25 protein-coding genes and 1 pseudogene are annotated in these 25,977 nt (G+C 64.3%); 13 read left to right on the plus strand and 13 right to left on the minus strand.

The annotated features are described in order from the left end of the window. Positions 1-203 precede the first annotated feature (203 nt). Positions 204-1,088, plus strand: coding sequence for a phosphotransferase family protein (locus NKJ93_RS24460; protein WP_023717944.1), 885 nt, complete (start codon positions 204-206; stop codon positions 1,086-1,088). After that, positions 1,085-3,538 carry a GcvT family protein gene (locus tag NKJ93_RS24465; RefSeq protein ID WP_352483992.1) on the plus strand — a complete coding sequence of 818 codons (2,454 nt, stop codon included), beginning with the start codon at positions 1,085-1,087 and terminating at the stop codon, positions 3,536-3,538. Before NKJ93_RS24460 ends, NKJ93_RS24465 begins: the two co-directional genes overlap by 4 nt. An 18-nt stretch (positions 3,539-3,556) precedes the next feature. Here NKJ93_RS24465 and NKJ93_RS24470 read toward each other — a convergent pair whose 3' ends face one another. Beyond that, positions 3,557-4,189 carry a class I SAM-dependent DNA methyltransferase gene (locus NKJ93_RS24470; RefSeq protein WP_023717942.1) on the minus strand — a complete coding sequence of 211 codons (633 nt, stop codon included), beginning with the start codon at positions 4,187-4,189 and terminating at the stop codon, positions 3,557-3,559. A gap of 104 nt (positions 4,190-4,293) precedes the next feature. On the opposite strand from NKJ93_RS24470, the gene NKJ93_RS24475 reads away from it, so the two are divergent. After that, entirely contained in the window at positions 4,294-5,196 is a 903-nt protein-coding gene (locus NKJ93_RS24475; RefSeq protein ID WP_352495762.1) for a phosphotransferase, read from the plus strand. Here NKJ93_RS24475 and NKJ93_RS24480 read toward each other — a convergent pair. The 3 genes from NKJ93_RS24480 to ilvD form a co-directional block, all read right to left on the minus strand. After that, on the minus strand, positions 5,193-6,113 hold the full coding sequence (locus tag NKJ93_RS24480; RefSeq protein ID WP_352591627.1) for a DMT family transporter: 921 nt from the start codon (positions 6,111-6,113) through the stop codon (positions 5,193-5,195). The genes NKJ93_RS24475 and NKJ93_RS24480 overlap by 4 nt on opposite strands. A 114-nt stretch (positions 6,114-6,227) precedes the next feature. Beyond that, positions 6,228-7,502, minus strand: coding sequence for an amidohydrolase family protein (locus tag NKJ93_RS24485; protein ID WP_352591629.1), 1,275 nt, complete (start codon positions 7,500-7,502; stop codon positions 6,228-6,230). 28 nt (positions 7,503-7,530) lie between these two features. Next, complete coding sequence (gene ilvD / locus NKJ93_RS24490) at positions 7,531-9,375, minus strand: dihydroxy-acid dehydratase (RefSeq protein WP_352483996.1); 1,845 nt, start codon at positions 9,373-9,375, stop codon at positions 7,531-7,533. A 281-nt stretch (positions 9,376-9,656) separates the two neighbouring features. Here ilvD and NKJ93_RS24495 point away from each other — a divergent pair, with 281 nt between their 5' ends. Continuing rightward, positions 9,657-10,130, plus strand: a complete 474-nt coding sequence (locus NKJ93_RS24495; protein ID WP_352591632.1) for a VOC family protein — start codon at positions 9,657-9,659, stop codon at positions 10,128-10,130. 168 nt (positions 10,131-10,298) lie between these two features. Here the strand turns inward: NKJ93_RS24495 and NKJ93_RS24500 are convergent, their stop codons facing one another. The 3 genes from NKJ93_RS24500 to NKJ93_RS24510 all read right to left on the minus strand — a co-directional run bounded on the left by NKJ93_RS24500 (position 10,299) and on the right by NKJ93_RS24510 (position 13,500). Next, the gene (locus NKJ93_RS24500) at positions 10,299-11,891 is read right to left on the minus strand and encodes a peptide chain release factor 3 (RefSeq protein ID WP_352484942.1); all 1,593 of its coding nucleotides are present in this window, start codon (positions 11,889-11,891) and stop codon (positions 10,299-10,301) included. An 87-nt stretch (positions 11,892-11,978) separates the two neighbouring features. After that, a complete protein-coding gene (locus NKJ93_RS24505) occupies positions 11,979-12,905 on the minus strand; it encodes a haloalkane dehalogenase (RefSeq protein ID WP_352591635.1) in 927 nt (308 codons plus the stop codon). 4 nt (positions 12,906-12,909) lie between these two features. Next, positions 12,910-13,500: a TetR/AcrR family transcriptional regulator gene (locus tag NKJ93_RS24510; RefSeq protein ID WP_352591638.1), complete on the minus strand. Its 591-nt coding sequence runs from the start codon at positions 13,498-13,500 to the stop codon at positions 12,910-12,912. A 117-nt stretch (positions 13,501-13,617) separates the two neighbouring features. Here NKJ93_RS24510 and NKJ93_RS24515 point away from each other — a divergent pair, with 117 nt between their 5' ends. Next, positions 13,618-14,694: an NAD(P)/FAD-dependent oxidoreductase gene (locus NKJ93_RS24515; RefSeq protein ID WP_352591641.1), complete on the plus strand. Its 1,077-nt coding sequence runs from the start codon at positions 13,618-13,620 to the stop codon at positions 14,692-14,694. Here the strand turns inward: NKJ93_RS24515 and NKJ93_RS24520 are convergent. The 3 genes and pseudogenes from NKJ93_RS24520 to NKJ93_RS24530 all read right to left on the minus strand — a co-directional run bounded on the left by NKJ93_RS24520 (position 14,688) and on the right by NKJ93_RS24530 (position 17,235). Next, positions 14,688-16,061, minus strand: coding sequence for an amidase (locus NKJ93_RS24520; RefSeq protein WP_023717934.1), 1,374 nt, complete (start codon positions 16,059-16,061; stop codon positions 14,688-14,690). The genes NKJ93_RS24515 and NKJ93_RS24520 overlap by 7 nt on opposite strands. Positions 16,062-16,217: 156 nt before the next feature. Continuing rightward, positions 16,218-17,014, minus strand: a pseudogene (locus NKJ93_RS24525) (class II glutamine amidotransferase). A gap of 5 nt (positions 17,015-17,019) precedes the next feature. Continuing rightward, positions 17,020-17,235, minus strand: coding sequence for a DUF6356 family protein (locus NKJ93_RS24530; RefSeq protein ID WP_023717932.1), 216 nt, complete (start codon positions 17,233-17,235; stop codon positions 17,020-17,022). 115 nt (positions 17,236-17,350) lie between these two features. Between NKJ93_RS24530 and NKJ93_RS24535 the strand changes: the two genes are divergently transcribed. The 3 genes from NKJ93_RS24535 to NKJ93_RS24545 all read left to right on the plus strand — a co-directional run bounded on the left by NKJ93_RS24535 (position 17,351) and on the right by NKJ93_RS24545 (position 19,061). Beyond that, positions 17,351-17,821 carry an Lrp/AsnC family transcriptional regulator gene (locus tag NKJ93_RS24535; RefSeq protein WP_023717931.1) on the plus strand — a complete coding sequence of 157 codons (471 nt, stop codon included), beginning with the start codon at positions 17,351-17,353 and terminating at the stop codon, positions 17,819-17,821. Positions 17,822-17,905: 84 nt separating this feature from the next. After that, positions 17,906-18,391: a dUTP diphosphatase gene (gene dut, locus NKJ93_RS24540; RefSeq protein WP_023717930.1), complete on the plus strand. Its 486-nt coding sequence runs from the start codon at positions 17,906-17,908 to the stop codon at positions 18,389-18,391. 13 nt (positions 18,392-18,404) lie between these two features. Next, the gene (locus NKJ93_RS24545) at positions 18,405-19,061 is read left to right on the plus strand and encodes an HAD family hydrolase (RefSeq protein ID WP_352484934.1); all 657 of its coding nucleotides are present in this window, start codon (positions 18,405-18,407) and stop codon (positions 19,059-19,061) included. Between the two features lie 31 nt (positions 19,062-19,092). Here the strand turns inward: NKJ93_RS24545 and NKJ93_RS24550 are convergent, their stop codons facing one another. Next, a complete protein-coding gene (locus tag NKJ93_RS24550; RefSeq protein WP_352496647.1) occupies positions 19,093-19,677 on the minus strand; it encodes a TetR/AcrR family transcriptional regulator in 585 nt (194 codons plus the stop codon). 81 nt (positions 19,678-19,758) lie between these two features. On the opposite strand from NKJ93_RS24550, the gene NKJ93_RS24555 reads away from it, so the two are divergent. From NKJ93_RS24555 to NKJ93_RS24570, 4 genes are all read left to right on the plus strand, one after another. Continuing rightward, positions 19,759-20,169 carry an SRPBCC family protein gene (locus tag NKJ93_RS24555; RefSeq protein ID WP_352484931.1) on the plus strand — a complete coding sequence of 137 codons (411 nt, stop codon included), beginning with the start codon at positions 19,759-19,761 and terminating at the stop codon, positions 20,167-20,169. Positions 20,170-20,244: 75 nt separating this feature from the next. Then, on the plus strand, positions 20,245-21,099 hold the full coding sequence (locus NKJ93_RS24560; protein ID WP_352496646.1) for a hypothetical protein: 855 nt from the start codon (positions 20,245-20,247) through the stop codon (positions 21,097-21,099). Positions 21,100-21,176: 77 nt separating this feature from the next. Then, on the plus strand, positions 21,177-21,980 hold the full coding sequence (locus NKJ93_RS24565; RefSeq protein ID WP_352484928.1) for an isocitrate lyase/PEP mutase family protein: 804 nt from the start codon (positions 21,177-21,179) through the stop codon (positions 21,978-21,980). 14 nt (positions 21,981-21,994) lie between these two features. Continuing rightward, entirely contained in the window at positions 21,995-22,993 is a 999-nt protein-coding gene (locus tag NKJ93_RS24570; protein ID WP_352496645.1) for a proline racemase family protein, read from the plus strand. On the opposite strand, the gene NKJ93_RS24575 is transcribed toward NKJ93_RS24570, so the two are convergent. Beyond that, entirely contained in the window at positions 22,990-23,685 is a 696-nt protein-coding gene (locus NKJ93_RS24575; protein ID WP_352496644.1) for a sulfate transporter family protein, read from the minus strand. The genes NKJ93_RS24570 and NKJ93_RS24575 overlap by 4 nt on opposite strands. Positions 23,686-23,764: 79 nt before the next feature. Then, a complete protein-coding gene (locus NKJ93_RS24580) occupies positions 23,765-24,655 on the minus strand; it encodes a DMT family transporter (RefSeq protein WP_502895895.1) in 891 nt (296 codons plus the stop codon). A 218-nt stretch (positions 24,656-24,873) separates the two neighbouring features. Here NKJ93_RS24580 and NKJ93_RS24585 point away from each other — a divergent pair, with 218 nt between their 5' ends. Further along, positions 24,874-25,866: an adenosine kinase gene (locus NKJ93_RS24585; RefSeq protein WP_352496642.1), complete on the plus strand. Its 993-nt coding sequence runs from the start codon at positions 24,874-24,876 to the stop codon at positions 25,864-25,866. Positions 25,867-25,977 lie beyond the last annotated feature (111 nt).

The following is a 25,977-nucleotide window of genomic DNA, read 5'->3' on the forward strand; positions in this document are numbered from 1 at the left end:
GAGGGAACCGAAAATTAGGATCCGCGGGGGCGGATGCCGGCGTCGAAGAACCCGGCACAAAGGGGCTCGTCGGTGCGGTGCGGGATACCGATCCCGAGATCTGCACCGACGAGATCTTCGCGTTGCCTCCATTCCTCCGTCCGATTGTCATCGCTGGCCAGCCATGACATGCGTGGAAAATTGACCCAATGTTGGACGAGATCGTGACTGTCGAAGACCGCATCCGCGCGCTGCCTTGCTGGACCGGCAGCATCGACATTGCGCCGCTGCCGGGCGGGTTGAGCAATGCCAATTACCTGGTCAAGGACGCGGCCGGGCGGCACGTCGTGCGCATCGGGCAGGACTATCCGTTCCACCATGTCTTTCGCGAGCGCGAGATGATGACCGCGCGGGCAGCACACGCGGCAGGCTTCGCTCCGGCCGTCCGCTACACCGGACCCGGCGTCATGGTGACGGAGTATCTCGGCGCCAAGGCCTATGTCGCGCAAGACGTGCGCGCCGATCTCGGCCGCGTCGCCGCGTTGCTGCGCGGTTTCCACCGGGAGATGCCCGGTCATGTCTCCGGCGCCGGCTTCATGTTCTGGGTATTCCACGTCATTCGCGACTATGCGCGCACGCTGGAGGAAGGCGGCAGCCGCAAGCTGGGCGAATTGCCACGCCTGCTGACGCTGGCGGACGAGCTCGAGCGCGCGCAAAAACTGCTGCCGATCGTCTTCGGCCACAACGATCTTCTGCCGGCTAACATAATCGATGACGGTCACAGGCTATGGCTCATCGATTTCGAATATGCCGGCTTCAACACCGCGATGTTCGACCTTGCCGGCGCGGCTTCCAATGCCGGCATGAGCGACGAGGAATCCTTCGCCTTCCTGACCGCCTACTTCATGAAGGAGCCGGACGAAGCGATACGGCGCTCGCACGCCGCCATGCAATGCGCGTCGCTGCTGCGCGAGGCGATGTGGGGCATGGTTTCCGAGCTCTACCTCGATGCGCCCGGCGTCGACTACGCCGCCTACGCCGACGAAAACCTGGCGCGGCTCGAAGCCGCCCTGGAAAACTACAGGACAAAATACGGGATGCGGCCATGACCTTGCCCGCCCAGGCCGGCATCGTCGTCATCGGCGGTGGCATCATCGGCTGTTCGACGGCCTATCATCTGGCGCGCGACCACAAGGCCGAAATCGTGCTGCTCGAACAGGGCAAGCTGACCTCGGGCTCGACCTGGCATGCTGCCGGGCTGGTCGGCCAGCTGCGCTCGTCGGCGTCGATCACGCGGGTGCTCAAATATTCGGTCGATCTATACAAAGGGCTGCAAGCCGAAACCGGCCTTGCCACCGGCTGGAAGATGACCGGCTGCCTGCGGCTTGCCACCAATGCCGACCGCTGGACTGAGTATAAGCGGCTGGCAACGACGGCAAAGAGCTTCGGCATGGACATGCATCTGCTGTCGCCGACCGAGGTCAAGGAAATGTGGCCGCTGCTGGAAACCGGCGACCTCGTCGGCGCTTCTTGGCTGCCCAGCGACGGTCAGGCAAGCCCTTCCGACATCACCCAGTCGCTGGCCAAGGGCGCGCGCATGCACGGCGCAAAATTGTTCGAGGAGGTGCGGGTCACCGGCTTCGAAATGAGAGACGGCCGCATCACCGCGGTGAAGACCAGCAAGGGCGATATCGCCTGCGACAAGGTGGTGAACTGCGCCGGGCAATGGGCGCGGCAGGTGGGTGCGCTCGCCGGCATAAACGTGCCGCTGCAGCCGGTGAAGCACCAGTACATCATCACCGGGAGGATCGACGGCTTGGCGACCGATGCGCCGACGATTCGCGACCCCGATCGCCGCACCTATTTCAAGGAGGAGGTCGGCGGGTTGGTGATGGGCGGCTACGAGCCGAACCCGCAGGCCTGGACGACCGGTCTGCCCGGCGGCGATGTGCCGGACGATTGGGAGTTCCGGCTGTTCGACGATGATTACGATCATTTCGAGCAGCATATGAGCCAGGCGATCGAGCGTGTCCCGGCGCTCACCAATGTCGGCGTCAAGCAGATGATCAACGGTCCGGAGAGCTTTACGCCGGACGGCAATTTCATCCTCGGTGTGGCGCCGGAATGCCCCAATATGTTCGTCGGCGCCGGCTTCAACGCCTTCGGCATTGCATCCGGCGGCGGCGCCGGCTGGGTGCTGGCGCAATGGGTGGTCGACGGCGAGGCGCCGCTCGATCTGTGGGTGGTCGACATCCGCCGCTTTTCCGATCTGCACCGCGACCGGCAATGGGTCCGAGACCGCACGCTGGAAGCCTACGGCAAGCACTACACGATCGGCTTCCCGCACGAGGAATATGTCAGCGGCCGGCCACGCATCGTTTCGCCTTTATACGAACGGCTGCAAAAACATCGCGCCGTGTTCGGCTCGAAACTTGGCTGGGAGCGGCCGAACTGGTTCGCGCCGGAAGGCATCGAGCCGAAGGACCTCTATTCGATGGGCCGGCAGAACTGGTTTTCACCCGTCGGCGACGAGCACCGCCACGTGCGCGAAAAGATCGGCATTTTCGACCAGTCGTCTTTCGCCAAATACGAAATGACCGGTGCCGACGCGCTGAAGGCGCTGGACTGGATCTGCGCCAACGACGTTGCCAAGCCGGTCGGCCGGCTGACCTACACGCAGCTCCTCAACACGCGCGGCGGTATCGAGGCCGATTTGACCGTGGCGAGGCTCGATGAGGAGAAATTCTACATCGTCACCGGCACCGGTTTCCGCACGCATGATTTCTCCTGGATTGCCGATCATATCGGCAGCGAGTTCGACGTGACGCTGACCGACGTCACCGAGGAGTTCGGCACATTGTCGCTGATGGGGCCGCGCGCCCGCGACGTGCTGTCAGCGGTGACCGATGCTGACGTCTCGAACGCCGCCTTTCCGTTCGGCCATGTTCGCGAGATCGCCATTGCCGGCCACGTCATTCGGGCACTGCGCGTCACCTATGTCGGCGAGCTCGGCTGGGAGCTGCATGCGCCGATCGCGGCGACGGGCGAGGTTTTCGACGCGCTGATGACGGCGGGCGCTGTCCACAACATTCGCCCGGTCGGCTATCGGGCGCTAGAATCGCTGCGGCTGGAAAAAGGTTACCGCGCCTGGGGCGCCGATATCACGCCCAACGACACGCCGCAGGAGGCCGGCCTCGGCTGGGCGGTGAAGCTCAGGAAGAACACCGATTTCCTCGGCCGGCGGGCGCTTGAAAAGCTCGACGGCGCGGCGCTCAGGAAACGTTTTGCCGGCTTCACAGTCGATGATCCGGATATCGTGCTGCTCGGGCGTGAGACCATCCTGCGCAATGGCGAGGCCGTCGGTTATCTCACCAGCGGCGGCTATGGCTATACCGTCGGCAAGAACATCGGCTACGGCTATGTGCGCAATGCCGATGGCGTCGGCGATGATTTCCTCACCTCCGGCGATTACGAGCTGGTGGTGGCGATGGAACGGACGCCGGCTAAAATCCACCTCGAGCCGCTTTACGATCCGGCGGGAGCAAAGGTGAAGGCCTAGAGCCTTCCGGTTTCAGCCTCAGTTCACGATGAGCACCAGCCCCCGGCTGGGCACCGTATCGGCCTCGCCTGGCATCGAGACATAGGGCGGCGTCTCCTCGGCGCGGGTGACGGTGCCTTGCGCCTCGAGCTCGGCGATCCGCGCGGCAAAACCCGCATCCCACAGCGTGTTCTTCACCGTCAGCACGATCACCCCGCCCGGCCGGCAGATGCGGATCAGCTCGTCCAGACCCTCGGCCCCGACATGGCCGGACGTGAAGACGCCGGCTGAGATGATCCCGGCATAGGCATCGTCCACGAAAGGCAGCGGCGCGCCAAGCGCCAGGCAATGAAGGGCCGAATAGACGCCTTTGCGCGCGGCTTGCGCCAGCATGCCTTCCGAAATGTCGAGCGCCTCGACCTGCGGATAACCGGTGATGGCAAGCCATTCGCCGATGAGCCCGGTGCCTGCGCCAGCATCGAGGAGAGGAGCGGCGCCGCGCGGCAGATGGCGGGCCAGCAAGGCAAGGCAGATGGTCGGATGGCGATAGCCGGCCGCCGACATGTCGGCGTCATAGGTGCCGGCCCAGCTGTCGTAGAGCGCCGCGACGTCTTCCGGTCGCTTCGCCGCATAGGCTGCGGCGAGCGCGCTCTGCTGTTTGCTGTCCGTCATCGCTTTCCGTCGCCTGGTATCGATCTGCGACGCGATCATAGCCAAACGGCGAAAACTGTGGAACCGTCGTCGCGACAATAAAGACTGGAAAAGGAGCGAAAGCCATGGCGGACGACCAGGCACGCGCCGCACTTGCGGCCATTCCGATGCTGGCCGGTTATGACGGCCCGCTGGAACGGCTCGGCGGCCTGACCAACCTCGTCTTCAGGGGTAAGGATTTCTGCCTGCGTATCCCCGGCAAGGGTACCGAGGAATACATCAACCGCGCCAACGAGGCAGTGGCGGCGCGGGAAGCGGCGAAGGCCGGCGTCAGCCCGGAAGTGCTGCATGTCGATGCCGAGACCGGCGTGCTGGTGACCCGCTTCATCGCCAGCGCCGAGACGATGTCGCCGGAAAAATTCAAGACCCGACCGGGCAGCCCGGCACGCGCCGGCAAGGCCTTTCGCAAACTGCACACATCCGGCGCGGTGTTCCCCTTCCGCTTTGAACTGTTTGCGATGATCGATGATTATCTGAAAGTGCTGTCGACCAAGGACGTCGCCCTGCCTGCCGGCTACCACGATGGGGTCCGCGAAGCGGAAACCGTGCGCTCGGCACTTGCGGCTCATCCTCTGCCAATCGTCGCCTGCCACTGCGATCCGCTCTGCGAAAACTTTCTCGATACGGGCGACAGGATGTGGATCGTCGACTGGGAATATTCCGGGATGAACGATCCGCTCTGGGATCTCGGCGACCTCAGCGTCGAAGGGCAATTCGACGCCGCGCAGGACGAGGAGATGATGCTGGCCTATTTCGGCGGCGAGCCGAGACCGGCGGAGCGCGCCCGCATCGTCATCTACAAGGCGATGTGCGACCTGTTGTGGACGCTGTGGGGCTTGATCCAGCTTGCCAACAAAAATCCGGTCGACGATTTCCGCGCCTACGCCGACGGCCGCTTCGCGCGCTGCAAGGCACTGATGGAGACGCCGGAATTTTCCCGGCATCTCGCGGCGGTGCGCCGGGGTTAATTCACACCCTTCGGCACGTTTTCGGGCGGCACCGTGTCGACCACCTTCTGGCGGTGGAAGATGAACAGGCCGGCCAGCACGACAATGGCCGAGCCGACCAGGATGCGTGGCCCAGGCACATCGCCGAAGAAGGCCGAGCCGAAGATCACTGCCCACAACAGCAGGCTGTAATGCAGCGGCGCCAAGGTCGAGGCAGGCGCAAGCTTCAATGCCCTAGTGATCATCAGATGCGCGCCGCAGGAGACAATGCCCAGAAGCAGCATGGCGCCGAAATCGAGCGAGGACGGCGTCTTCCAACTGCCGATGGTCAACGCAGCGCCGACCAGCAGCGTGCCGATGGTTTGCCAGGTGACCAGCGAGGTGTCGCTGGTGCCGCGCAGTCGCCGGTTGAGGATGATGGCGAAGGCAAAGGAAATGCTGCCGGCGAGCGCGAACATCGACGACAGCGACAACGCCGCCGAAGACGGCTTCAGCATGATCAGCACGCCGCAGAAACCGACCAGGATAGCCGCCCAGCGGCGCCAGCCGACCCTTTCGCCAAGCAAGAAGTGCGACAGCGCCGCGACATAGATCGGCCCGGCCATGTAGAAGCTCATCACGTCGGCGAGCGGCAGATAGACGACCGCCGCGTAGAACAGCGCCGTGTCGAGCGTCGTCATCACCACGCGCAGCAGCTGCAGCTCCGGCCGCTCCATGCGAAACAGCTTGGCCGCACCCTGATGTGCAATCATCGGCCCGAGTGTGAAAAAGGCGCCGATCGAGCGGATCAGCACGACCTGGCCGACGGAAAAACTGGCGACCAGCCACTTGCCCATCACGTCGTTCAAGGCAAACAGGAAATCGCCGGCGAGCATCAGCAGGATGCCGGCCAGCAGCACGTTCCTGATCGTCGAGTTCTGGGCTGCGCGCTGCCCCATTCCGTTACCGGTTCCTCGCCGTGGCTACGGTGACCCGCGTCGTAGTCGCTAGCAGCGGCCGTGACGAGGCGAAAATCGAGAATTCGGTAAGACCAGCGCCGGAAATCGGCTGGTCTAAGCGTGGCGCCGATTCACGGTGCCCGGCCTTCCGGCGATCGAAAGCCGCGTGTCCTGCCGGCTCCGCTCGGCCACCACCTTGCCTTTGGCAATGACGCAGAGCCGCTCGGGGCGCAGGCGCAGCGCCTCGAGCGGGTTGCCGGCATCGAGAACGACAAGGCTGGCGCGCTTGCCGACGGCCAGGCCAAGGTGGTCGAGACCCATGATGGCGGCATTGACGTCGGTGACCATGTCGAAACAGCGCGCCATCTCGGCTGGGCTCGACATCTGCGCGACATGCAGGCCCATGAAGGCGACGTCGAGCATGTCTGCGGTGCCCAGCGAATACCAGGGGTCGAGCACGCAATCCTGGCCCCAGCCGACGCGGATCCCGTGCGCCAGCATTTCCTTGACCCGCGTCAAGCCGCGGCGCTTGGGAAAGGTGTCGTGGCGGCCCTGCAGCATGATGTTGATCAGCGGATTGGGGATCGCCGAAACGCCGGCCTCGGCGATCAGCAGCAACAGCTTCGAGACGTAGTAATTATCCATCGAATGCATCGAGGTGAGGTGCGAGCCGGCCACTCTGCCCTGCAATCCAAGCCGCTGCGTCTCATAGGCAAGCTGCTCGACGTGGCGCGACAGCGGATCGTCGGTCTCGTCGCAATGCAGGTCGACCATCAGGCCGCGCTCGGCCGCGATCTCGCAGAGCTCGGTGACGGAGCGCGTACCGTCGGCCATGGTGCGCTCGAAATGCGGGATGCCGCCGACGACATCGACGCCCATGTCGAGCGCGCGGGTGGTGTTGTCGCGCGCCGTCGGCGAGCGGTAAAACCCGTCCTGCGGGAAGGCGACCAATTGCAGGTCGATATACGGCGCAACCGTCTTCTTCACGTCGAGCAGCGCTTCCACCGCCAGCAGGCGATCGTCGCAGACATCGACATGGGTGCGGATGGCGAGCAGGCCCATCGACACCGCCCAGTCGCAATAGGCAAGCGCACGGTCGCGCACCGCCTCGTGGGTCAGAAGCGGCTTCAGCTCGCCCCACAGCGAAATGCCTTCGAGCAACGTGCCCGAGACATTGATGCGGGGAATGCCGAGCGAAAGCGTGGCGTCCATATGGAAATGCGGATCGACGAAAGGCGGCGAGACCAGATTGCCATGGGCATCGATCGCCGTGCCGGCGCTGATGTTGAGCTCGGGCTCGATCGCCGCGATCGTCTCGCCGACGATGCCGATATCGGCGATCCTGCCGTCGGGCAGCGTCCCGCCGCGCACCACAAGGTCGAAATCCATTTATCGCCACCTCGTTGAAGAATGATGCCTATTCCGGCACGTACCGCACCGCACCCTTGGCAGCACTGGTTGCCATTGCCGCATAGGCGCGCAAGGCCGTCGTTACCTTGCGCTTGCGCTTTTCCTCGGGCTTCCAAGCGGCTGTTCCCTTCGCCTCCATCGCCGCGCGACGGGCGATGAGTTCCGCGTCGTCGACAGCCAGCCGGATGGTGCGGTTGGGGATGTCGATCTCGATCGTGTCGCCTTCCCTGACCAGCCCGATCAGCCCGCCTTCCGCCGCTTCCGGCGAGACGTGGCCGATCGACAGGCCGGAGGTGCCGCCGGAAAAACGCCCGTCGGTGATCAGTGCGCAGGCTTTGCCGAGACCCTTCGATTTAAGATAGCTGGTCGGATAGAGCATTTCCTGCATGCCGGGGCCGCCGCGCGGCCCTTCATAGCGGATGACGACGACATCGCCGGCCTTGACCTCGTTCGACAGGATCGCCTTGACGCTGGCGTCCTGGCTTTCGAACACTCTTGCCGGACCGGTGAATTTCAGGATCGATTCATCGACGCCGGCAGTCTTCACGATGCAGCCGTCGAATGCGAGATTGCCTTTCAGCACGGCGAGGCCACCATCCCTTGAGAAAGGATGTTCGGCCGAGCGGATGACACCTTTCTCGCGGTCGAGATCGAGATCATCCCAGCGGCGGTCCTGGCTGAACGCGACTTGCGTCGGCACGCCGCCGGGTGCCGCCAGGAAGAAATCGCGGACATTCTGGCTGGTGGTGCGCGAGATATCCCAGTGGTCGAGCGCTTCGCCGAGGCTCGCGGTGTGCACCGTCGGCAGGTCGCGGTTGATCAGCCCGGCGCTATCCAGCTGGCCGAGGATCGCCATGATGCCGCCGGCGCGGTGGACATCCTCCATGTGGACGTCGGCCTTGGCCGGAGCCACCTTGCAAAGCACCGGTACCCGCCGCGACAGCCGGTCGATGTCCTCCATGGTGAAGTCGACCTCGCCCTCATGTGCTGCGGCAAGGATGTGCAGCACGGTGTTGGTCGAACCGCCCATGGCGATGTCGAGCGTCATGGCGTTCTCGAAGGCGCCCTTCGAGGCGATGCTGCGCGGCAGCGCGGTGTCGTCGTCCTGCTCGTAATAGCGCTGGGCGAGATCCACGATCAGATGGCCGGCCTCGACGAACAGGCGCTTGCGGTCGGCGTGCGTCGCCAACGTCGAGCCGTTGCCGGGTAGCGAGAGGCCGAGCGCCTCGGTCAGGCAGTTCATCGAATTGGCGGTGAACATGCCCGAGCACGAGCCGCAGGTCGGGCAGGCCGAGCGCTCGATGATCTTGACGTCCTCGTCGGAGATCTTGTCGTCGGCGGCGGCGACCATGGCGTCGACCAGGTCGAGCGCCTGGCTCTTGCCGGCGAGCACCACCTTGCCGGCCTCCATCGGTCCGCCCGAGACGAAGACAGTCGGGATGTTGAGGCGCAGCGACGCCATCAGCATGCCCGGCGTGATCTTGTCGCAATTCGAGATGCAGACCATGGCGTCTGCGCAATGCGCGTTGACCATGTATTCGACGGAATCGGCGATCAATTCGCGCGACGGCAGCGAATACAGCATGCCGTCATGGCCCATGGCGATGCCGTCGTCGACGGCGATGGTGTTGAATTCTTTGGCGACGCCGCCGGCCTTCTCGATCTCGCGGGCAACCAGCTGGCCGAGGTCCTTGAGATGGACGTGGCCCGGCACGAACTGGGTGAAGGAATTGACCACGGCGATGATCGGCTTGCCGAAATCCGAATCCTTCATCCCGGTGGCGCGCCACAGGCCGCGGGCGCCGGCCATGTTGCGGCCATGGGTGGTGGTGCGGGAACGGTAGGCGGGCATTGAACTGTCCTTGCTGTCTGCGTCGCACCCAAAGGTGCGGAAAACCGGAATTGAGCCGCAGGCCTTATAGACGCCACGCTCTGGTCTGGCCACAATTTTGCGCTGCGCCAGGTAGCGGAACGAACGGCCAGCCAAAGACGCAGCCGGTCCAGACCGCAAAAAAGTCAGAGGTGCTGTCGGATCGTGTTTTGCTCGAGCGTCCTTGGGCAGACGGCAGGAGCGGGGCATCATCACCAGCCGGCCGTTTCGAAAGCAAACAAACCAGCCCGAGGAGCAAGAGAATGCAAAAGATCACCACCTGCCTGTGGTTCGACGACCAGGCCGAGGAGGCCATGAACCACTACGTTTCCATCTTCAAGAATTCGAAGGTGCTGAGCGTGATGCGCTGGCCCAAGGGCAGCGGCGATCGTGAGGGCAAGGTGCTGATGGTCTCATTCGAGCTCGACGGCGTTCCGTTCCAGGCCCTCAACGGCGGCCCGCAATTCAAGTTCACCGAGGCGGTCTCGCTCTCCATCGACTGCAAGACGCAGGAAGAGGTCGACTATTTCTGGGACAGGCTCATCGCGGGCGGTGGCGAGCCCAGCCAGTGCAGCTGGCTGAAGGACAAATTCGGCCTCTCCTGGCAGGTCGTTCCCGAGCAGCTGCCCAAACTGCTGTTGGACCCCGACAGGGAAAAGGCCGGCCGCGTGATGCAGGCGATGATGCAGATGACCAAGATCGACGTCGCCAAGATCGAAGAGGCGGCCAAGGGGTGAACGAACGCGATCTTCCCTTCTCCCCCTGTGGGAGAAGGGGATCGGCGCAAGGCGCCGAGACGGTTGAGGGGTGTTGGACGGAATGAGACGTTGGTGTTTCCTGGAACACCCCTCATCCGTCGCCTTCGGCGACATCTTCTCCCGCAAGGGGAGAAGGAAAGCGCCGCATCAAGCCGCTCTGTCGCGGACCTGGTAATCCTTCACCGCCGCGAAGCGGATCGCCTTCCAGCGTTCGGCTTCGTAGTTTAGCGAGAAGGCGTGCTGGGCGAGGAACACTGGATCATTGTCGAGGTCGCGGGCGATGTCGCCGCGATGCGCTTCGATGAAGCGCTGGAGTTCGGCCCTGTCGTCGGCCGATATCCAGCGGCAGACGGAAAAGCGCGACATCTCGAAATCGACCGGCAGTGTGTATTCGAAGTTCAGGCGCTCTTTCAGGACATCGAGTTGCAGGGCGCCGACGACGCCGACGATGGCCGGTGAGCCGTCCTCCGGCGAGAACAATTGCACGACGCCTTCCTCGGCCATCTGATGCAGCGCCTCCTTGAGCTTCTTGGCTTTCATGGCATCGCCGAGGCGAACGCGGCGCAGGATTTCAGGCGCGAAATTCGGCACGCCGCGAAACAGGATCTCCTCGCCCTCGGTCAGCGTGTCGCCGATGCGCAGCGTGCCGTGGTTGGGGATGCCGACGACATCGCCGGCGAACGCCTCGTCGGCGGTGACGCGGGTGCGGGCGAAGAAGAATTGCGGCGCCGACAGGCTCATCGGCTTTCCCGTGCGCACCAGCTTGGCCTTCATGCCGCGCTCGAGCTTGCCGGAGCAGACCCGGACGAAGGCGATGCGGTCGCGATGGTTAGGGTCCATATTGGCTTGGATCTTGAAGACGAAGGACGTCATCTTGTCCTCGGTCGCCTCGACCTTGCGGCTGTCGGCCTCCTGCGCACGCGGCGGCGGCCCATAGGCGCCGAGCGCCTCGATCAGGTCGCGCACGCCGTAATTGCGCAGCGCCGAGCCGAAATAGACCGGCGTCAGATGGCCCTCGCGGAAGGCATCGAGGTCGAGCGGGCGGCAGGCTTCGCGCGCCAGCTCCAGCTCTTCGATGAAAGCCTCGCGCTCGTTCTCCGGCAGTAGGCCGGCAACGCGGTTGGAATCGGGGCCGTGGACCGGCGTGCGCTCCTTTTCGGCGTCGCCCTTGCGCACCGCGTTCAGCGCCAGATGGTAGGTGCCGGAAAAGGTCTTGCCGCGGCCGATCGGCCAGGTGATCGGTGCTGTGTCCAGCGCCAACTTCTGCTCGATCTCGTCGAGGATATCGAACGGGTCGCGGCTTTCGCGGTCCATCTTGTTGACGAAGGTGATGATCGGGATGTCGCGCAGCCGACAGACCTCGAACAGTTTCAGCGTGCGCGGCTCGATGCCCTTGGCGGCGTCGATGACCATGACCGCACTGTCGACCGCCGACAGCGTGCGATAGGTGTCGTCGGCGAAATCCTCGTGGCCTGGCGTGTCGAGCAGGTTGAAGACAGTGTCCTCATATTCGAAGGTCATCACCGAGGTGACCACCGAAATGCCGCGCTCGCGCTCGATCTTCATCCAGTCGGAGCGGGTCTGGATACGGTCCTTCTTGGCCTTGACCTCGCCGGCAAGCTGGATCGCGCCGCCGAACAAAAGCAACTTTTCGGTGAGCGTGGTCTTGCCGGCGTCGGGGTGCGCGATGATCGCGAAAGTGCGGCGGCGCGATACCGCTTCTGTAATCATTTCGGACATTTTTCAGGATTTCCGTGTGAGGCCGGGCTTCTAGCAGCGGAGTGCAGAGCTGTCGACCTCTCCGGCGGCAGTGGCCATGCTCCGGCGTCAGGCCGGTTCGGTCGCACGGCTCTCAGTGGCTATCTCGGGAATCCACTCGGCAATTGCGGTGCCGATCTTGTCGGCATGGTCCTCCTGCAGATAATGCGCGCCGGGTCCGAGATCGATCAGGCGGCAATTCTTCAGCCCAGCCGCGAATTCCCGGGCCGCCTGCGGCGAGACGAGGGCGCCGGGATCGCCTGAGAAAAGCAGCTTCGGGTAGGAGGAAGCCCGGAGCGCCCAATGGTCGTGCTCACTGATGGCGGTGACATCGGCAGGCTGGCCTTCGATCGGCAGGTCGCGCGGCAGCCGCAGGACCGGCTTGCGCGATTGCGGTGTCGGGAAGGGCGCCCGGTAGGCGGCCATTTCCTCATCGCTCATCGTGCGCAGCACAGCGGCCGGCAGCACCCTTTCGACGAAGACGTTGTCTTCCAAGACAAGCTTCTCACCGACGCCAGGCGTGCGCATTGCCTTGAACAATTCGCGCGCCTGCGGACGCTGGTGGAAATCGTCCCAGCTCTCGAAGGGGCGGATGAATTCCATGAAGGCGAGTCCGAGGATCCGCTGCGGCCGCCGGGCCGCGAGATGGAAGGCGAGTGCGGTGCCCCAGTCCTGCGCGACGACCACCATGTCGGCGACGCCAAGCGCCTCAAGGAAAGCATCGAGATACCGGACGTGGTCGAAGAAGCGATAGTCGATGTCCGGCTTGCCGGACTGGCCATAGCCGATCAGGTCGGGCGCTATGCAGCGGCCGAACGACGCCACATGCGGGATGATGTCTCGCCAGATGTAGGACGACGTCGGGTTGCCGTGCAGGAAGAGCACCGTCGGACCGGCAGTGCCTGCCTCCACATAGGACATGGTTGAATCGAGTACCGCGACTTGCGAGCGCGGCACCATTGGGCGGGCTTCCAGCTTTTCAAGTTTCGGGTTCATCGGATCAGCTCCCTTTTGCGAAGACTGTTTTGAAGACGATATTCTTGAAACGCTCGAGCGGTTCGGGACTGCGCTCCACCTTCATGCGCAGCATCGCGCCTTGCCAGGAACTCAAAAGGAAATCGGCGAGATCCTCGGCATCGAACGCGTCGGTGATATCGCCGGCCGCCTGGCCTTCGGCGATGCATTCGGCAAAGGGCTTACGCCAGCGTTCGAAAATGGCGACGAGTTGCAGCCTCAGCGCCTCACTCTGAGCCGCCGTCTCGAGGCTGAGATTGCCGATCATGCAGCCCCGTGCCCAATCATGCGCCTCCAGCTTCGACGTGATGATTTCGAGATAGCGGCGCAAGCGCCCGACCGGGGGCGTGCCGTCTCGGGCGAGGGCCTGCTCCACCAAGCCGCTCACATAGGCGAAATAGCGGTCCAGCACCTCGCCGGTGAACGCCTCCTTGGAGGCAAAATGATTGGTGAAGGACCCCGGGCGGGCATCGGCCGCGGCGACGATGTCGCGTACGCCGGCGGACGAATAGCCGGAATTCCAGATGGTTTTGAAACCGGCGTCGAGAAGTTTTTCGCGAAGCGAATGTCTGGCCATATCGATACAATACGTACGTACGTATTAAAGTCAAGAAGCATATTTGATACCGCGCGCTCTTGGCAGAACCCACGGGCAATGGCATCGCGGTGGTGGCGTTGGAACGAGGAGTGAAGCATGACAGAGGCGAAAGAAGTGATTGTCACCGGCGCCGGCATCATGGGCGCCTCCATCGCTTGGCACCTGACCAAGGCCGGAGCAAAGGTGACGGTCATTGCCGGCAGCGGCGCCGGCGGCGTCGCGACGCCGAATTCCTTTGCCTGGATCAATGCCAGCTGGGGCAATCCGGAGCCCTATTTCCGGCTGCGCATTCGGTCGATGGCCGAATGGACGCGACTGGCGAACGAGGTGCCCGGCATCCCGTTGCAATGGTGCGGCGGCCTGTGCTGGGACCTGCCACGTCCCGAACTTGAGGCCTATGCGGCCGAGCACTCCGCCTGGGGCTACGGCATCGAGCGTGTCGACCGTGCCGGAGCTGCGCGCATCGAGCCCAATCTGACCGAACTTCCCGATTTCGCCCTTTATGTCGCCGAGGAAGGTGTCGCCGAGCCGGTCGCCGCCACGCAAGCACTGCTGGCCGACGCCGAACGGCGCGGCGCGCGGCTGCTGACAGGAGTTACCGCGACCGCGCTTGTGCGGGCCAACGGCCAGGTCTCCGGTGTCGACACATCCGCCGGGCGGATTGTTGCCGACGAGGTGGTGATCGCGGCCGGAGCCGGCTCTCCGGCACTAGCGGCAACAGCCGGGATAGAACTGCCGATCGGGACACCGCCCGGCCTGATCGTGCATTCGCGCCCCTACCAAAAGCTGCTCAACGGCCTGATGATCGGCGACCGACTGCATATGCGCCAGACCGCGGAAGGCCGCATCATCGCCGGCTCGGATTTCGGCGGCGCCGATCCCGGCATGGATGCCGCGGCGACCGCCCGCGACCTGTTTGCCGCGATGAAGGCCATGCTGCGCGGCGCAGATGGGCTGGAACTCGATTTCCACACCATTGGCTACCGGCCGACGCCGGTCGACGGCTTTCCGATCATCGGCCGCGCCGAAGGCGCGGGCGGCGTCTACGTCGCCGTTATGCATTCCGGCATCACGCTGGCACCGGCCGTCGGCCTGTTCGCCGCCCGCGAGATCCTCGACGGCGATCGCGATCCGCTGCTTGATCCCTACGGGCTGGCGCGGTTTACTCAATAACCGGGCGGGCGGCGAAAGCCGCCGGCCAGCGGCTCGATTGCCCTGGCGATCCCGAGCAGGCGCGACTCCGACCAGCGTTTGCCAACAAGCTGTAGTCCGATGGGCAGGCCATTGCTGTCCTGTCCGCGGGGCAGCGACAGTGCGGGATGGCCGCTGTAGTTGAACACCGCGCCATAGGCCGGCAGCATCCAGTAGCTTTGCTCGCTATCGTCGACCTCGATCGGCGTTCCCGGCTCGCAATGCGGGAAGGCGGTGACCATTGCGACCGGGCACAGCAAGGCGTCGCAACCGTCGAAGAACCGATCCCACGCCAGGATGGAGCGGTCGCGGCGGGCGAGCGCCTCGAACCAGCGCGAGACCGGCGTCGGCTTCTCCGGTGGTTCGGGCTGCGCCGCCTCCAGCATCATGCCGATCAGGACGCCGCCCTGCTCCAGGTCGTCGTGCAGGTCGAGCTCCGGCAATTTGGCTTCCTCGACGATGGCGCCCGCGGCCTGAAGCTCTTTTGCCAGACTTTCGACCACCGCGCTGATCTCGCCGACCACCGGAAAGCCCGGAAAGGACGGCGCGATGGCGATGCGCAAATTCCTGAGATCCAACTCCGGCATGCTTTCGACCGGTACCGGCGCAAGGTCGGTGTCGCTTCCATCCGGCCCGGCAATGAGGCGGTAGATCAGTACCAGGTCTTCGACGCTGCGCGCCATCGGTCCGAGGCAGGAGATCCGCCGGACGCTGCGCGGCGCGCCGCCTGGATCGGGGAAGGCGCCGGCGAGCGAGACGCGGTGCTCGGTCGGCTTGAGGCCGTAGACGCCGCAAAAGGCAGCGGGCAGCCGGATCGAATCCTGCATGTCGGTGCCGACCTCGAACGGCGTCATTCCAGCGCTGAGCGCCGCCGCCGCACCGCCACTGGAGCCGCCGGCGGTGCGCTGGAGGTCCCAAGGATTGCCGGTACGGCCGAACAGCGGATTGCTCGACTGCCAGTCACTAAGCATTGTCGCCACGTTCGTCTTGCCCACCAATATGCCGCCTGCCGCCTTCAGCCGTGCAACGACTGGACTGTCTGCCCTCGCGGCATAGTCGGCGAAGGCCGGGAAGCCGACAGTGGTTCTCATGCCCGCGGTTTCGTGCGTGTCCTTCAGTGTGAACGGCACGCCGTGCAGCGGCCCAAGGGCTTCGCCGCGCGCCTGCGCTTCGTCGGCCTTGCCGGCGCGCTGCCGCGCACCTTCCCGATCGAGGGTTACGACGGCATTGACCGCCTCATTGTGCCTGTCGATCTGCGCCAGATGCGCGTCCAGCGCTTCCACAGCGGAAATCTTGCGGTCACGAATGGCGGCAACCAATTCTGTGGCGGAGGAAAAGGCGAGGTCCATGACCAATACTCCGGCTTGCCAGCGGCGCCAGCCTCACCAAATGGCGGGCAACGGCGCGTCTTCAAGCCGAGTTCAGCATTCGAGGACAGGCGGTGCTTGATCGGAATTGCGCTGCCTGTTGCAATCGACGCTGTCCTGCGACGCGTAGCGAGGAATCTACACGGCCAGCGCCAGCTTTGCCGCGGCGGGCACAAACGGACGAATGCTCATGCCGTCTCTGCCGATGGTGACGAAGCTCGAGGGCGGAATCGCCTGCCAGTCGCTGCCGTCGCGGTCGAAGGGTTCCGACACGACGCAACGGCCTCCGCCATTGCGGAAGGCGGACGTGTAGAGCGTCGGCGCGTGGCCGTCGCTCGTATAGCGCACCGCGTAAAGCGATTGTCCGTCGGAAAAAGCCGCCGTCAATTTCAGCGCCGGCTCGAAGCCGCCGCGGCGCGAGGCGTCGATGACGCGGCTGGTGGCGCGCGATACGGCGCCCTGCGGATCACCTGCCAGGTCCTCTTCGGTCATCATCAGAAAGAACAGTTCCGAATCCGTGGCGCCCTCACGCTGGTCGAAGGCGGCGTCGGAGAGCGAATTCTCCAGCGCGCGACGGATCTTTTCGAAGCCGCCGATCTGGCCATTGTGCATGAACGACCAGCGGCCCGAAATGAACGGATGACAGTTCATGCGGCTGGTGGCGCCACCGGTCGAAGCACGGACATGGGCGAGGAACAGGCCTGACTTGATCTGCCGGCACAGGCTTTTCAGATTGGGGTCCGACCAGGCCGGCAGGATGTCGCGATAGAGGCCGGGCTCCGGTCGGTCGCCATACCAGGCCAAGCCAAAACCATCGCCATTGGTCGGCGATTTGGCTTCCTGGGCGCAGTGGCTCTGGGCGATCAGCGAGTGGGCGCCGTGACGATGTCTTCGAGAAAGACGGCTTCGCCGAGATAGGCGGCCCACCGGCACATAGCGCCTAACGTCCCCTGTTATGCGTCCGCTCGTAGAGCTCACGGATGATGCCGCTTGCCGTGGTCTCGAACAGAAACGGCAAGAAAGCATGAATGAGCGCGGCAAAAGCCGCCATGAACAATCGCGACGAGAACCATGCGGCGAAAGCCATATGGCCGAAATAACTCTCGCCGACCGCAGCCGGGTGAGAGGTGAAAAGTCTTGCGAGCCGTGCGGTCATGTCGGTCCCTCCTGCCAGCATGAAGAGCCGACGATGAATATCCTGGCATGGGTGTTCGGTTCATCGGTCCCAAATTGTCCTTGTGAAAGGCTGAATTTTGGGACAAACATCCCACATGACGCCGGAAATCGACGAAATAGACCGGAGATTGCTGGCCGAGCTGCAGCGCGACGGCACGCTGTCCGTCGACCAGCTCTCGGCAAGAATATCGCTGTCGCGCAATGCCTGCTGGCGCCGGGTCAAGCGGCTGGAGGAAGACGGCGTCATCACCGGCCGCGTGGCGCTGGTCGACGCCGACAAGCTCGGGCTCGGCCTTTCCGTGTTCATCCTGATCCGCACCTCGAATCACGATCCCGACTGGCTGCAAAAATTCCGGGCGGCGGTGACCGGCTTTGCCGAGATCACCGGCGCCTACCGCATGTCCGGCGATCTCGACTATGTCTTGCGCGCCCGTGTCGCCGACGTCAAAGCCTATGACCGGCTCTATCAGCGGTTGATCGCCAAGGTGGCGTTGTCGGACGTTTCGGCCTCGTTCGTCATGGAAGAGATCAAGGAGACCACGATCGTTCCGATGGAACTGCGCTGAGGCGGAACTGCGCTGAAAGAAAGCCGTTGATAGCATTGTCGCCGAGTTGACTGGACCGGCGTTCGCGACGATAGGATCAGCCTTATGCGCGCAGCACTTTATCCCACCTCCGTCATCGGTCCGGCTGTCGGCTTCGTCAGGCTGCCGCATGGCGAGGGATTGCCGCTTCCCGCCTATGAGAGCTCGGGCGCCGCCGGCATGGACCTGCGCGCCGCCGTCCCGGACGACAGGCCGCTCTTAATCCTGCCGGGAAAGCGCGCGCTGGTGCCGACCGGCCTGGTCCTGGAAATTCCCGAGGGCGTCGAAGGCCAGGTCCGGCCGCGTTCGGGCCTCGCCTTCAAGCATGGGCTCACCTGCCTCAACACGCCCGGCACCATCGACAGCGACTATCGCGGCGAGGTCAAGGTGCTGCTGATCAATCTCGGCGACGAGGATTTCGCGGTAACGCGCGGCATGCGGATTGCCCAGATCGTCTTCGCCCCGGTGACGCAGGCGACCGTCGAGGAGCGCACATTGGCCGGCGGCACAACGCGCGGCTCCGGTGGCTTCGGATCGACCGGCACGGCCTGATGAGCGCGGCGAAATGAAGATCCCCAAGCTCGTCATCTTCGATTGCGACGGGGTTCTGGTCGACACCGAGAACCTGGCCAACCGGCGCCTCGCCGAATGGTTGAGCGCGGCAGGCTTTCCGGCCAGCTTCGAATATTGCCGCAAGAATTTCTCCGGCCGCAGCATGGTCTCGGTGCAGAAGGAAGTCGAGGCGACCGGCGTCAGCCTCGGCGCCGATTTTGTCGAGCGCTGGAACGCCGGCCTGCCGGACCTGTTCGCGCATGGCGTCGAGGCCATCCCCTACGTTCGCGAGTTCATCGAAACCGTGCACGCCGCCGGCATCGCCACCTGCGTCGCCTCGTCGGCACGGGTATCGAAAATGCACATCACACTCGGTCAGACCGGGCTGCTGCCGCTGTTTGAGCATGCGCTGTTCAGCTCGACCATGGTCTCGCGTGGTAAGCCGTTCCCCGACCTCTTCCTGCATGCGGCAGCGACGATGGGCTTCGCGCCCGCCGATTGCATCGTCATCGAGGACAGCGTCGCCGGGACGGCAGCCGGCATCGCCGCCGGCATGCGCGTCTATTCCTATCACGGCGACCCGCTTTCCGACCGCGACGGACTGAGCGAAGCCGGCGGCATCCTGTTCGACGACATGCGTGAACTGGCCGGGCTGGTGCCGATCCACTAATCGCCTTTGCGCAGGCTGTACGCGCTCGATCTCAGACCGGGCGTGACGCTCCAAGTACTCGGTCGACCGTGTCGCGTATGAGACTGCGCAGATTGGCCGGCCTGTCGAGATGACTGACGACAAGGAGGCCGTCGGCCGCCGCCGTTAGCGCGTCCGCAGTGCGGTCCGGATCGCGATTTGCGTCCGCGATCAGCAGATCCCTTAGGATGCCCCACTTCCAGTGACGATGCTTATCGATCGCCTGGCGAACCGGGCTGCTGGGATCGGGGTATTCGGCAGCGGCGTTCTGGAAGGGGCAGCCGCGGTAGCCCGGCTGATCCGCCGCGTCGGCGATGAGATCGAATATGGCAAGGATCATCTGGCGAGGCGGCCGCCGGTCAAGCTTCGCGATCGCCGCCCGTCCCCCCTTGCTGAGCTCCTCGATGTAAGCGCGGACGAGATCGTCCTTGGCCGCGAAGTGATGATAGAACGTCGCCTTGGCAACGCCGGCCTCGGCGATGATGCGGTCGATGCCGACTGCGCGCACCCCCTCCAGAGAAAACAGCGCGGTCGCCGTATCGAGGATACGACGGCGCGCAAGACTTTCTGGACGATCGTTGATTCGGGCTGCGGACATGCCTTGACTATATAGCAGACAGGTCTGTATACATCCATATGTAGACAGACAGGTCTACCCACCAGCGGAGGAAAAGTGAACATGGCTTCGATAGTCAGGGAAATCATCGTAGATGCTCCACCGGAAAGCGTATGGGCGACGGTCGGCGACTTCGCCGGCGGCGCCCAACGGATAGCCCCAGGCGTTTTCGTCGACTGCCGGGTGGAGGAGGGCGACGTGCGGGCCCTTATGTTCGCCGACGGCAAGATTGTGCGAGAGCGGCTCATCGCTCGCGACGAGCAGAGCCGGCGGATCGTGTGGGGATGGCTCGGCGACGAGGTCACCCACGATAACACTTCCATGCAGGTCTTTGCCGAGGGCGAGGGCCGGAGCCGCCTGGTCTGGATCCATGACACTCTGCCCGACGAACTCGGCGCGTGGCTCGCAGCCGCCATGGATCACCTGGTGCCGGTTTTCCAGCAGACCCTGGCGAGCCAAGCCAAGCCAACATAGTGAGGCAACGCCAGGTGTTTCCCCTTGGCCGCAAAATGCTCTAGCTTGCGCGCGCCCGACATAACGAGCGCGCGCATGACCTTCTCCCTGCTTCGTTTCATCTTTGCCTGCCTGCTGCTGCCTTGTCTTTGGACGGGCAGAGCGGAGGCCGTCAGCTTCCCGGAGCTCGGCAGCGCCGTCTCCGGCCACGGCGATGTCACCTATCTCGATCTCGCCAGGATGGTCATTCCCGATCTGGCCGCGGACAAGGACGGCTTTTTCCGGGGTTCGATGCCGATCGAGATGCGCCACATCGCTGGTCCGGACTACGACGGCTCGCCGCCGGCGACGTCGGGTCTTTCCAACGCCGGCGTGCTCGGCATCAAGGCCGGCGGCAAGGAGCGGCTGACCATGCTGTTCGACCTCGGCGACTCGCCTGACAGTGCCGAGGGCTATGCGGTGCTGGCACTCTACGACATCACCGGCAAGCCGGCCCTGCTCGACGCGGTCAATGTCGCTGTCGACCGCATCACCTATCTTCGCGATCCGGGCAAGCTGCCGATCGGGCCTGGTGACGACGCCATCATCAGCATGAGCACGCATTTCAATTCGAGTCAGGGCTATGGGATCACGCCGCTGATCATGGTCCGCAGCGACAGGTTCGAGCTGATCGACATGATCTATACGTTCGACGAAAACCTCTGCACCAACCGAAGGACGCAGAATGCGGCGTTCCAGGCGATTGCTGACGGCCAGCCCTATGCAGCCATCAAGGTTACGGTGACCGACGCGACGGTACCGGGCGAAGAAAGCTGCGACGGCCAGCAGCCGCCAGCGGCGTCTTCGCGCAACATTTCCGTCACCTATCATTGGGACAAAAACGCTTCGCACTACGTCAAGGATTCCGACGCGCTGGACCGATTGGCAGAAGAGAACGCCAAACGCTTCTGAGCCAACCGCATTTGTTTGCCCGGCGCGTTCCGCCGGGCTAGAATTTGCCTCACATTCTGCACTGGAGGGGAGCATCCATGGATAAGGGCAAGATTTTTCGCGACCTGCATGCCTCGATCTTCGTCATGGCCAATTCCTGGGACGTCGGCACGACCAAGCTTTTGGCCTCGTTCGGCTTCAAGGCGCTGGCGACGACCAGCGCCGGTTTTGCCTTTTCGCGCGGCCTGCCCGATGGCGCGGTGACGTTCGAGGCGATGATCCACCATTGCCGTGAAGTGTCGGCGGCGACCGGGCTGCCGGTTTCGGCGGATCTCGAAAAGGGCAAGGGCGACAGCGCGACAAGTGCCGGCGAGACGATCTTCGCCGCCGAGGCGGCTGGCCTCGCCGGCTGCTCGATCGAGGACCATACCGGCGAGCCCGACAAGCCGATCTATGATTTTTCGCATGCGGTCGAGCGCGTCGCGGCGGCGGCGGAAGCGGCACGGGCGCTGAAACGCGATTTCGTCTTCACCGCGCGGGCCGAGAATTTCCTGTGGGGCAAGCCCGACCTCGACGATACGATCAAGCGGCTGCAGGCGTTCGAGAAAGCCGGCGCCGACGTGCTCTATGCACCAGGGCTGAGCGACATCGAGACGGTGCGGACCGTCTGCTCGGCGCTGACCAGGCCGGTCAACGTCATGGCCAGGCCTGGCTTCACCATCGCCGACCTGGCCATGGCGGGGGTAAAGCGCGTCTCGCTCGGCCCATGGCTCACCAATTTCGCCTTCGGCATGCTGGAGACCGCGGCGCGCGAGATCCAGCAGGACGGCACGTTCGGCTTCACCCGCGCCGCCATGCCGTTCGGCAAGCTGCAGGCGCTGTTTGCCAAATCTTCAGCCTAGGTAGGCCCCGGCGAATGACGCTCACCGTCGTCGACATGCACACCGGCGGCGAGCCACTGCGGATCGTCACCGGCGGCTACCCCGACATTCCCAAGGGCACGATTCTCGAAAGGCGTGCCTATGTGCGCGACCATCTCGATCATCTCAGAAAGATCCTGATGTTCGAGCCGCGCGGCCATTACGACATGTATGGCGCGCTGCTGGTGGAGCCTGACCTGCCGGGCGCCGACCTCGCGGTGCTGTTCATGCACAATGAGGGCTATTCGACGATGTGCGGCCACGCCATCGTCGCGCTCGGCCGCTATGCCGTCGACGAGCGGCTGGTGGCGCCACGCGAGCCGCTGACGACGGTCAACATCGAGGCGCCATGCGGGCTGATTTCGGCTGCGGTCGAGGTAAGGGATGGCAAGGCCGGTGCGGTGTCATTCGAAAGCGTGCCGGCGTTTCTGTTTGCCCGCGACCAGCGGATCGAGCTGCCGGGCTACGGCGCAGTCGGCTTCGACATCGCCTATGGCGGCGCCTTCTATGCGCTGGCCGACTGCCGCCAGTTCGGGCTGGAATTCGGCAGGAACCGGGTGCGCGATTTCGTCGATGCAGCGACGGCGCTGACCAATAAGCTCAAGGCCGAATTGCCGCTGTCGCATCCCGACCATGCCGATCTCGCCTTTCTCTACGGCACCATCCTGACCGACGGACAGGATGCGATCTCCGATACGCCGACCAAAAACATCTGCGTTTTCGCCGAAGCCGAGGTCGACCGTTCGCCGACCGGCTCGGGCGTCACCGCGCGGCTGGCGGCCATGCACGCCAAGGGCCAGATCGAGATTGGCCGGACACGGCTGTTCGAGAGCATCGCCGGCTCGCGCTTTTCCGGCGCGGTCGTACGCACGGCCAAAGCCGGGCCGCATGACGCCATCATCGCCCGCGTCGGCGGCCGCGCTTACTACTCAGGGCGGGCCGAATTCATTGTCGAGGACGACGACGAACTGGGGCGCGGCTTTCTGCTGCGCTAAGCATCATCCCGCGCCGAGATCGCCTTGTGCAGGTGCACCATCAAGGCGGCGGCGAACAGCGGCGTCAGAAGGTTGAGCAGCGGCACGGCGAGGAAGGCGGCGACAACCAGCCCGGCCAGGAACACGGTGACCGCGTGCTTCCTGCGCAGCGCCTTGGCCTCGGCCTCCGGGCGAAAGCGCATGGCGGCGAACTCGAAGAACTCGCGCCCGAGCAGATAACCGTTGACGACGAAGAAGGCGGCGATATTGATGCCTGGCACCAGCAGAAGCAGCAGGGCGACGATGTTGCCGAGGATGACGACGCCGAAGAACCTGATCGCCAGCACCAGCGAGCGCAGCGCCGGCACTGCGCGGCCGGGCGGATCGTTGGGATAGTCGGTGCGCTCGACGACTTCGGCGACGTCGTCGAGGAACAGGCCGGCGATGATCGCCGTCACCGGCGCGATGAGCAGCGCCAAGCCCAGCGCAAGGCCGATGCCGGCGACGACGGCGCCCAGCCATCCGGCCCAGGAGGGCAGGCTGGGCAGCCATGCATCGATCCATGGCCAGGCCAGCCAGTCGAACAGGCCCTTGATCCCGAACCAAAGTGCCGCCAGCGCCAGCAAGGTCAGCCCCAGCGTCTTCACGAACACGGAACGGAATTCGGGCGAGAACAGCCGGCTCAAGGCGGCGCGGGCGGCGTCGAGGATCACGGCGTTTCCAATTCCATGTCAAACGTGCTCGTGGCTGAGATCTCCGGAATAGGCGGCGACAGCGCAGGCCGCAAGTGCCCTAGCGCGCGACCTTCGCCTGGGGAATGGTCATCGCCGCCACGCCGACGACGACCAGGGCCATTCCCCACCACGCGCTCGGACCAAGGCTTTCGCCAAGGAACACGGCTCCGATAGCAACGCCGATCGGCACCCGCAGATAGGCTTGCGAGGTGGTGCCGACGGAGCCCAGCGTGTGGAGGAGACGGAAATAGATGCAAAAGGCCAGCGCGGTTGAAAACACCGAAAGCCCGAGCAGCGCAAGGATCGAAGCTGTCGACGGCGCCAAGGTCCATGGCTGGTCGAACGCAAGGCTCAAGGGGATCAGCATCGCGGCGCCGCAGAGCATCGAACCGGCGGCCGGCACCATCGGGTCGAGCCCCCTGAAGCCGCGGCCGAAAACGGCCGCGCCGGCATAGCAGATCGTCGCCGCGATCACGGCAAGTTGCGGTAACAATTGCTGTCCGAGGCCGCCAAGCGCCGGGGCGCCGACAACGAGGCATATTCCGGCTATTCCCGCCGCGACGCCAAACAGCTTGCGCATGGTCGACGGTTCGTGGCGGGTGATGAGGGCGGTCAGCAAGAAGGTAAAGATCGGCGAGGTCGCATTCAGGATCGTGGCCAGCCCGGCATCCAGCGAGCGCTCGGCCCAAGCGATCAGCGTGAACGGCACGACGCTGTTGAGGCATGCCTGGAATGCAAACCGGCGCCAGCTTGTGGCATCACCCGGCAAGGTCAGCCCGCGCCAGCGGATCAGGGCAAGCAGGATGCCACCCGCGATCAGGGTTCGCGCGGCGATCAGCGTCACCGGCGGGATCGTCGCAACGCCGATCTTGATGAAGCTGTAGGATGCACCCCAGAGCACTGCCAACACGACGAGCAGCACCAGCTCGATCCTCGTGTCGGTTTTCATAGACATGGCCGGCGGGGACCTCTGGGCATCGCTCATCTCAGCCATGCTTGTAAGCCAGGCACGCGAGAAATGCTTCGGCCGCCATCCAACGATGGTGGCTATGCTGACATTCGTCGGATCGCCGCATTGTCGACTAGGCAAAGCCGCATCAAACCGCTAGACCCGCCCGCGCCCGGCATGGCAGAAAGCCGGTGGGTTTTTGGCGGAGACATGAATTGATGCCGGACTATGACGTGCTTTGTATCGGAAATGCCATCGTCGACATCATCGCCCAGTGCGATGAGGCGTTCCTGGAGACCAACGGCATCATCAAGGGCGCGATGAATTTGATCGACACGAGGCGCGCCGAACTGCTCTACAGCCGCATGGGCCCGGCCATTGAAGCCTCGGGCGGCAGCGCCGGCAACACGGCGGCGGGCGTCGCCTCCTTCGGCGGTCGCGCCGCTTTCTTCGGCAAGGTCTCCAACGACGCGCTCGGCAAAATCTACGCGCATGACATGCATGCCCAGGGCGTCGCCTTCGACACAAAACCGCTCGATGGCGAACCGCCGACGGCGCGCTCGATGATCTTCGTCACGCCGGACGGCGAGCGCTCGATGAACACCTATCTCGGCGCCTGCGTCGAGCTCGGCCCGGAGGATGTTGAGGCCGACAAGGCGTCGGGCGCCGCCGTCACCTATTTCGAGGGCTATCTGTGGGACCCGCCGCGCGCCAAGGAAGCGTTCCGGCAGACGGCGAAGTTCGCCCATGCCGCCGGGCGCGAAGTATCGATGACATTGTCGGACTCGTTCTGCGTCGACCGTTACCGCGACGAATTCCTCGACCTGATGCGCTCCGGCACCGTGGATATCGTCTTTGCCAACAGCCACGAGATCAAGTCGCTCTACCAGACCGCGTCCTTCGACGAGGCGCTGGCGCACATCCGCAGGGACTGCAAGATCGCCATTGTCACCCGTTCGGAAAAGGGCTCGGTCATCGTGCGCCGCGACGAGACCGTCACCATCGAGGCGACCGGGATTCGCGAGCTGGTCGACACGACAGGCGCCGGCGACCTCTACGCCGCCGGCTTCCTCTACGGCTACACGCAAGGCCGCGGCCTGAAGCAGTGCGGTGATCTCGGCTCGCTGGCCGCCGGGCTGGTCATCCAGCAGATCGGCCCAAGGCCACGCCAGAATCTGCGCCGCGAGGCCGAGCAGGCGGGGCTGCTGTAGCGACACCTCTTTCCTTCTCCCCTTGCGGGCCTGTTGCGTAATTCGCTGATTGTGATTCTCTGAGGTGGACGGTCTGAGGGAATCGCGATGGCAGTGAAGCAGACGGGCCAG

The sequence above is a fragment of the Mesorhizobium sp. M0028 genome (assembly GCF_040323855.1).
Lineage (GTDB): Bacteria > Pseudomonadota > Alphaproteobacteria > Rhizobiales > Rhizobiaceae > Mesorhizobium.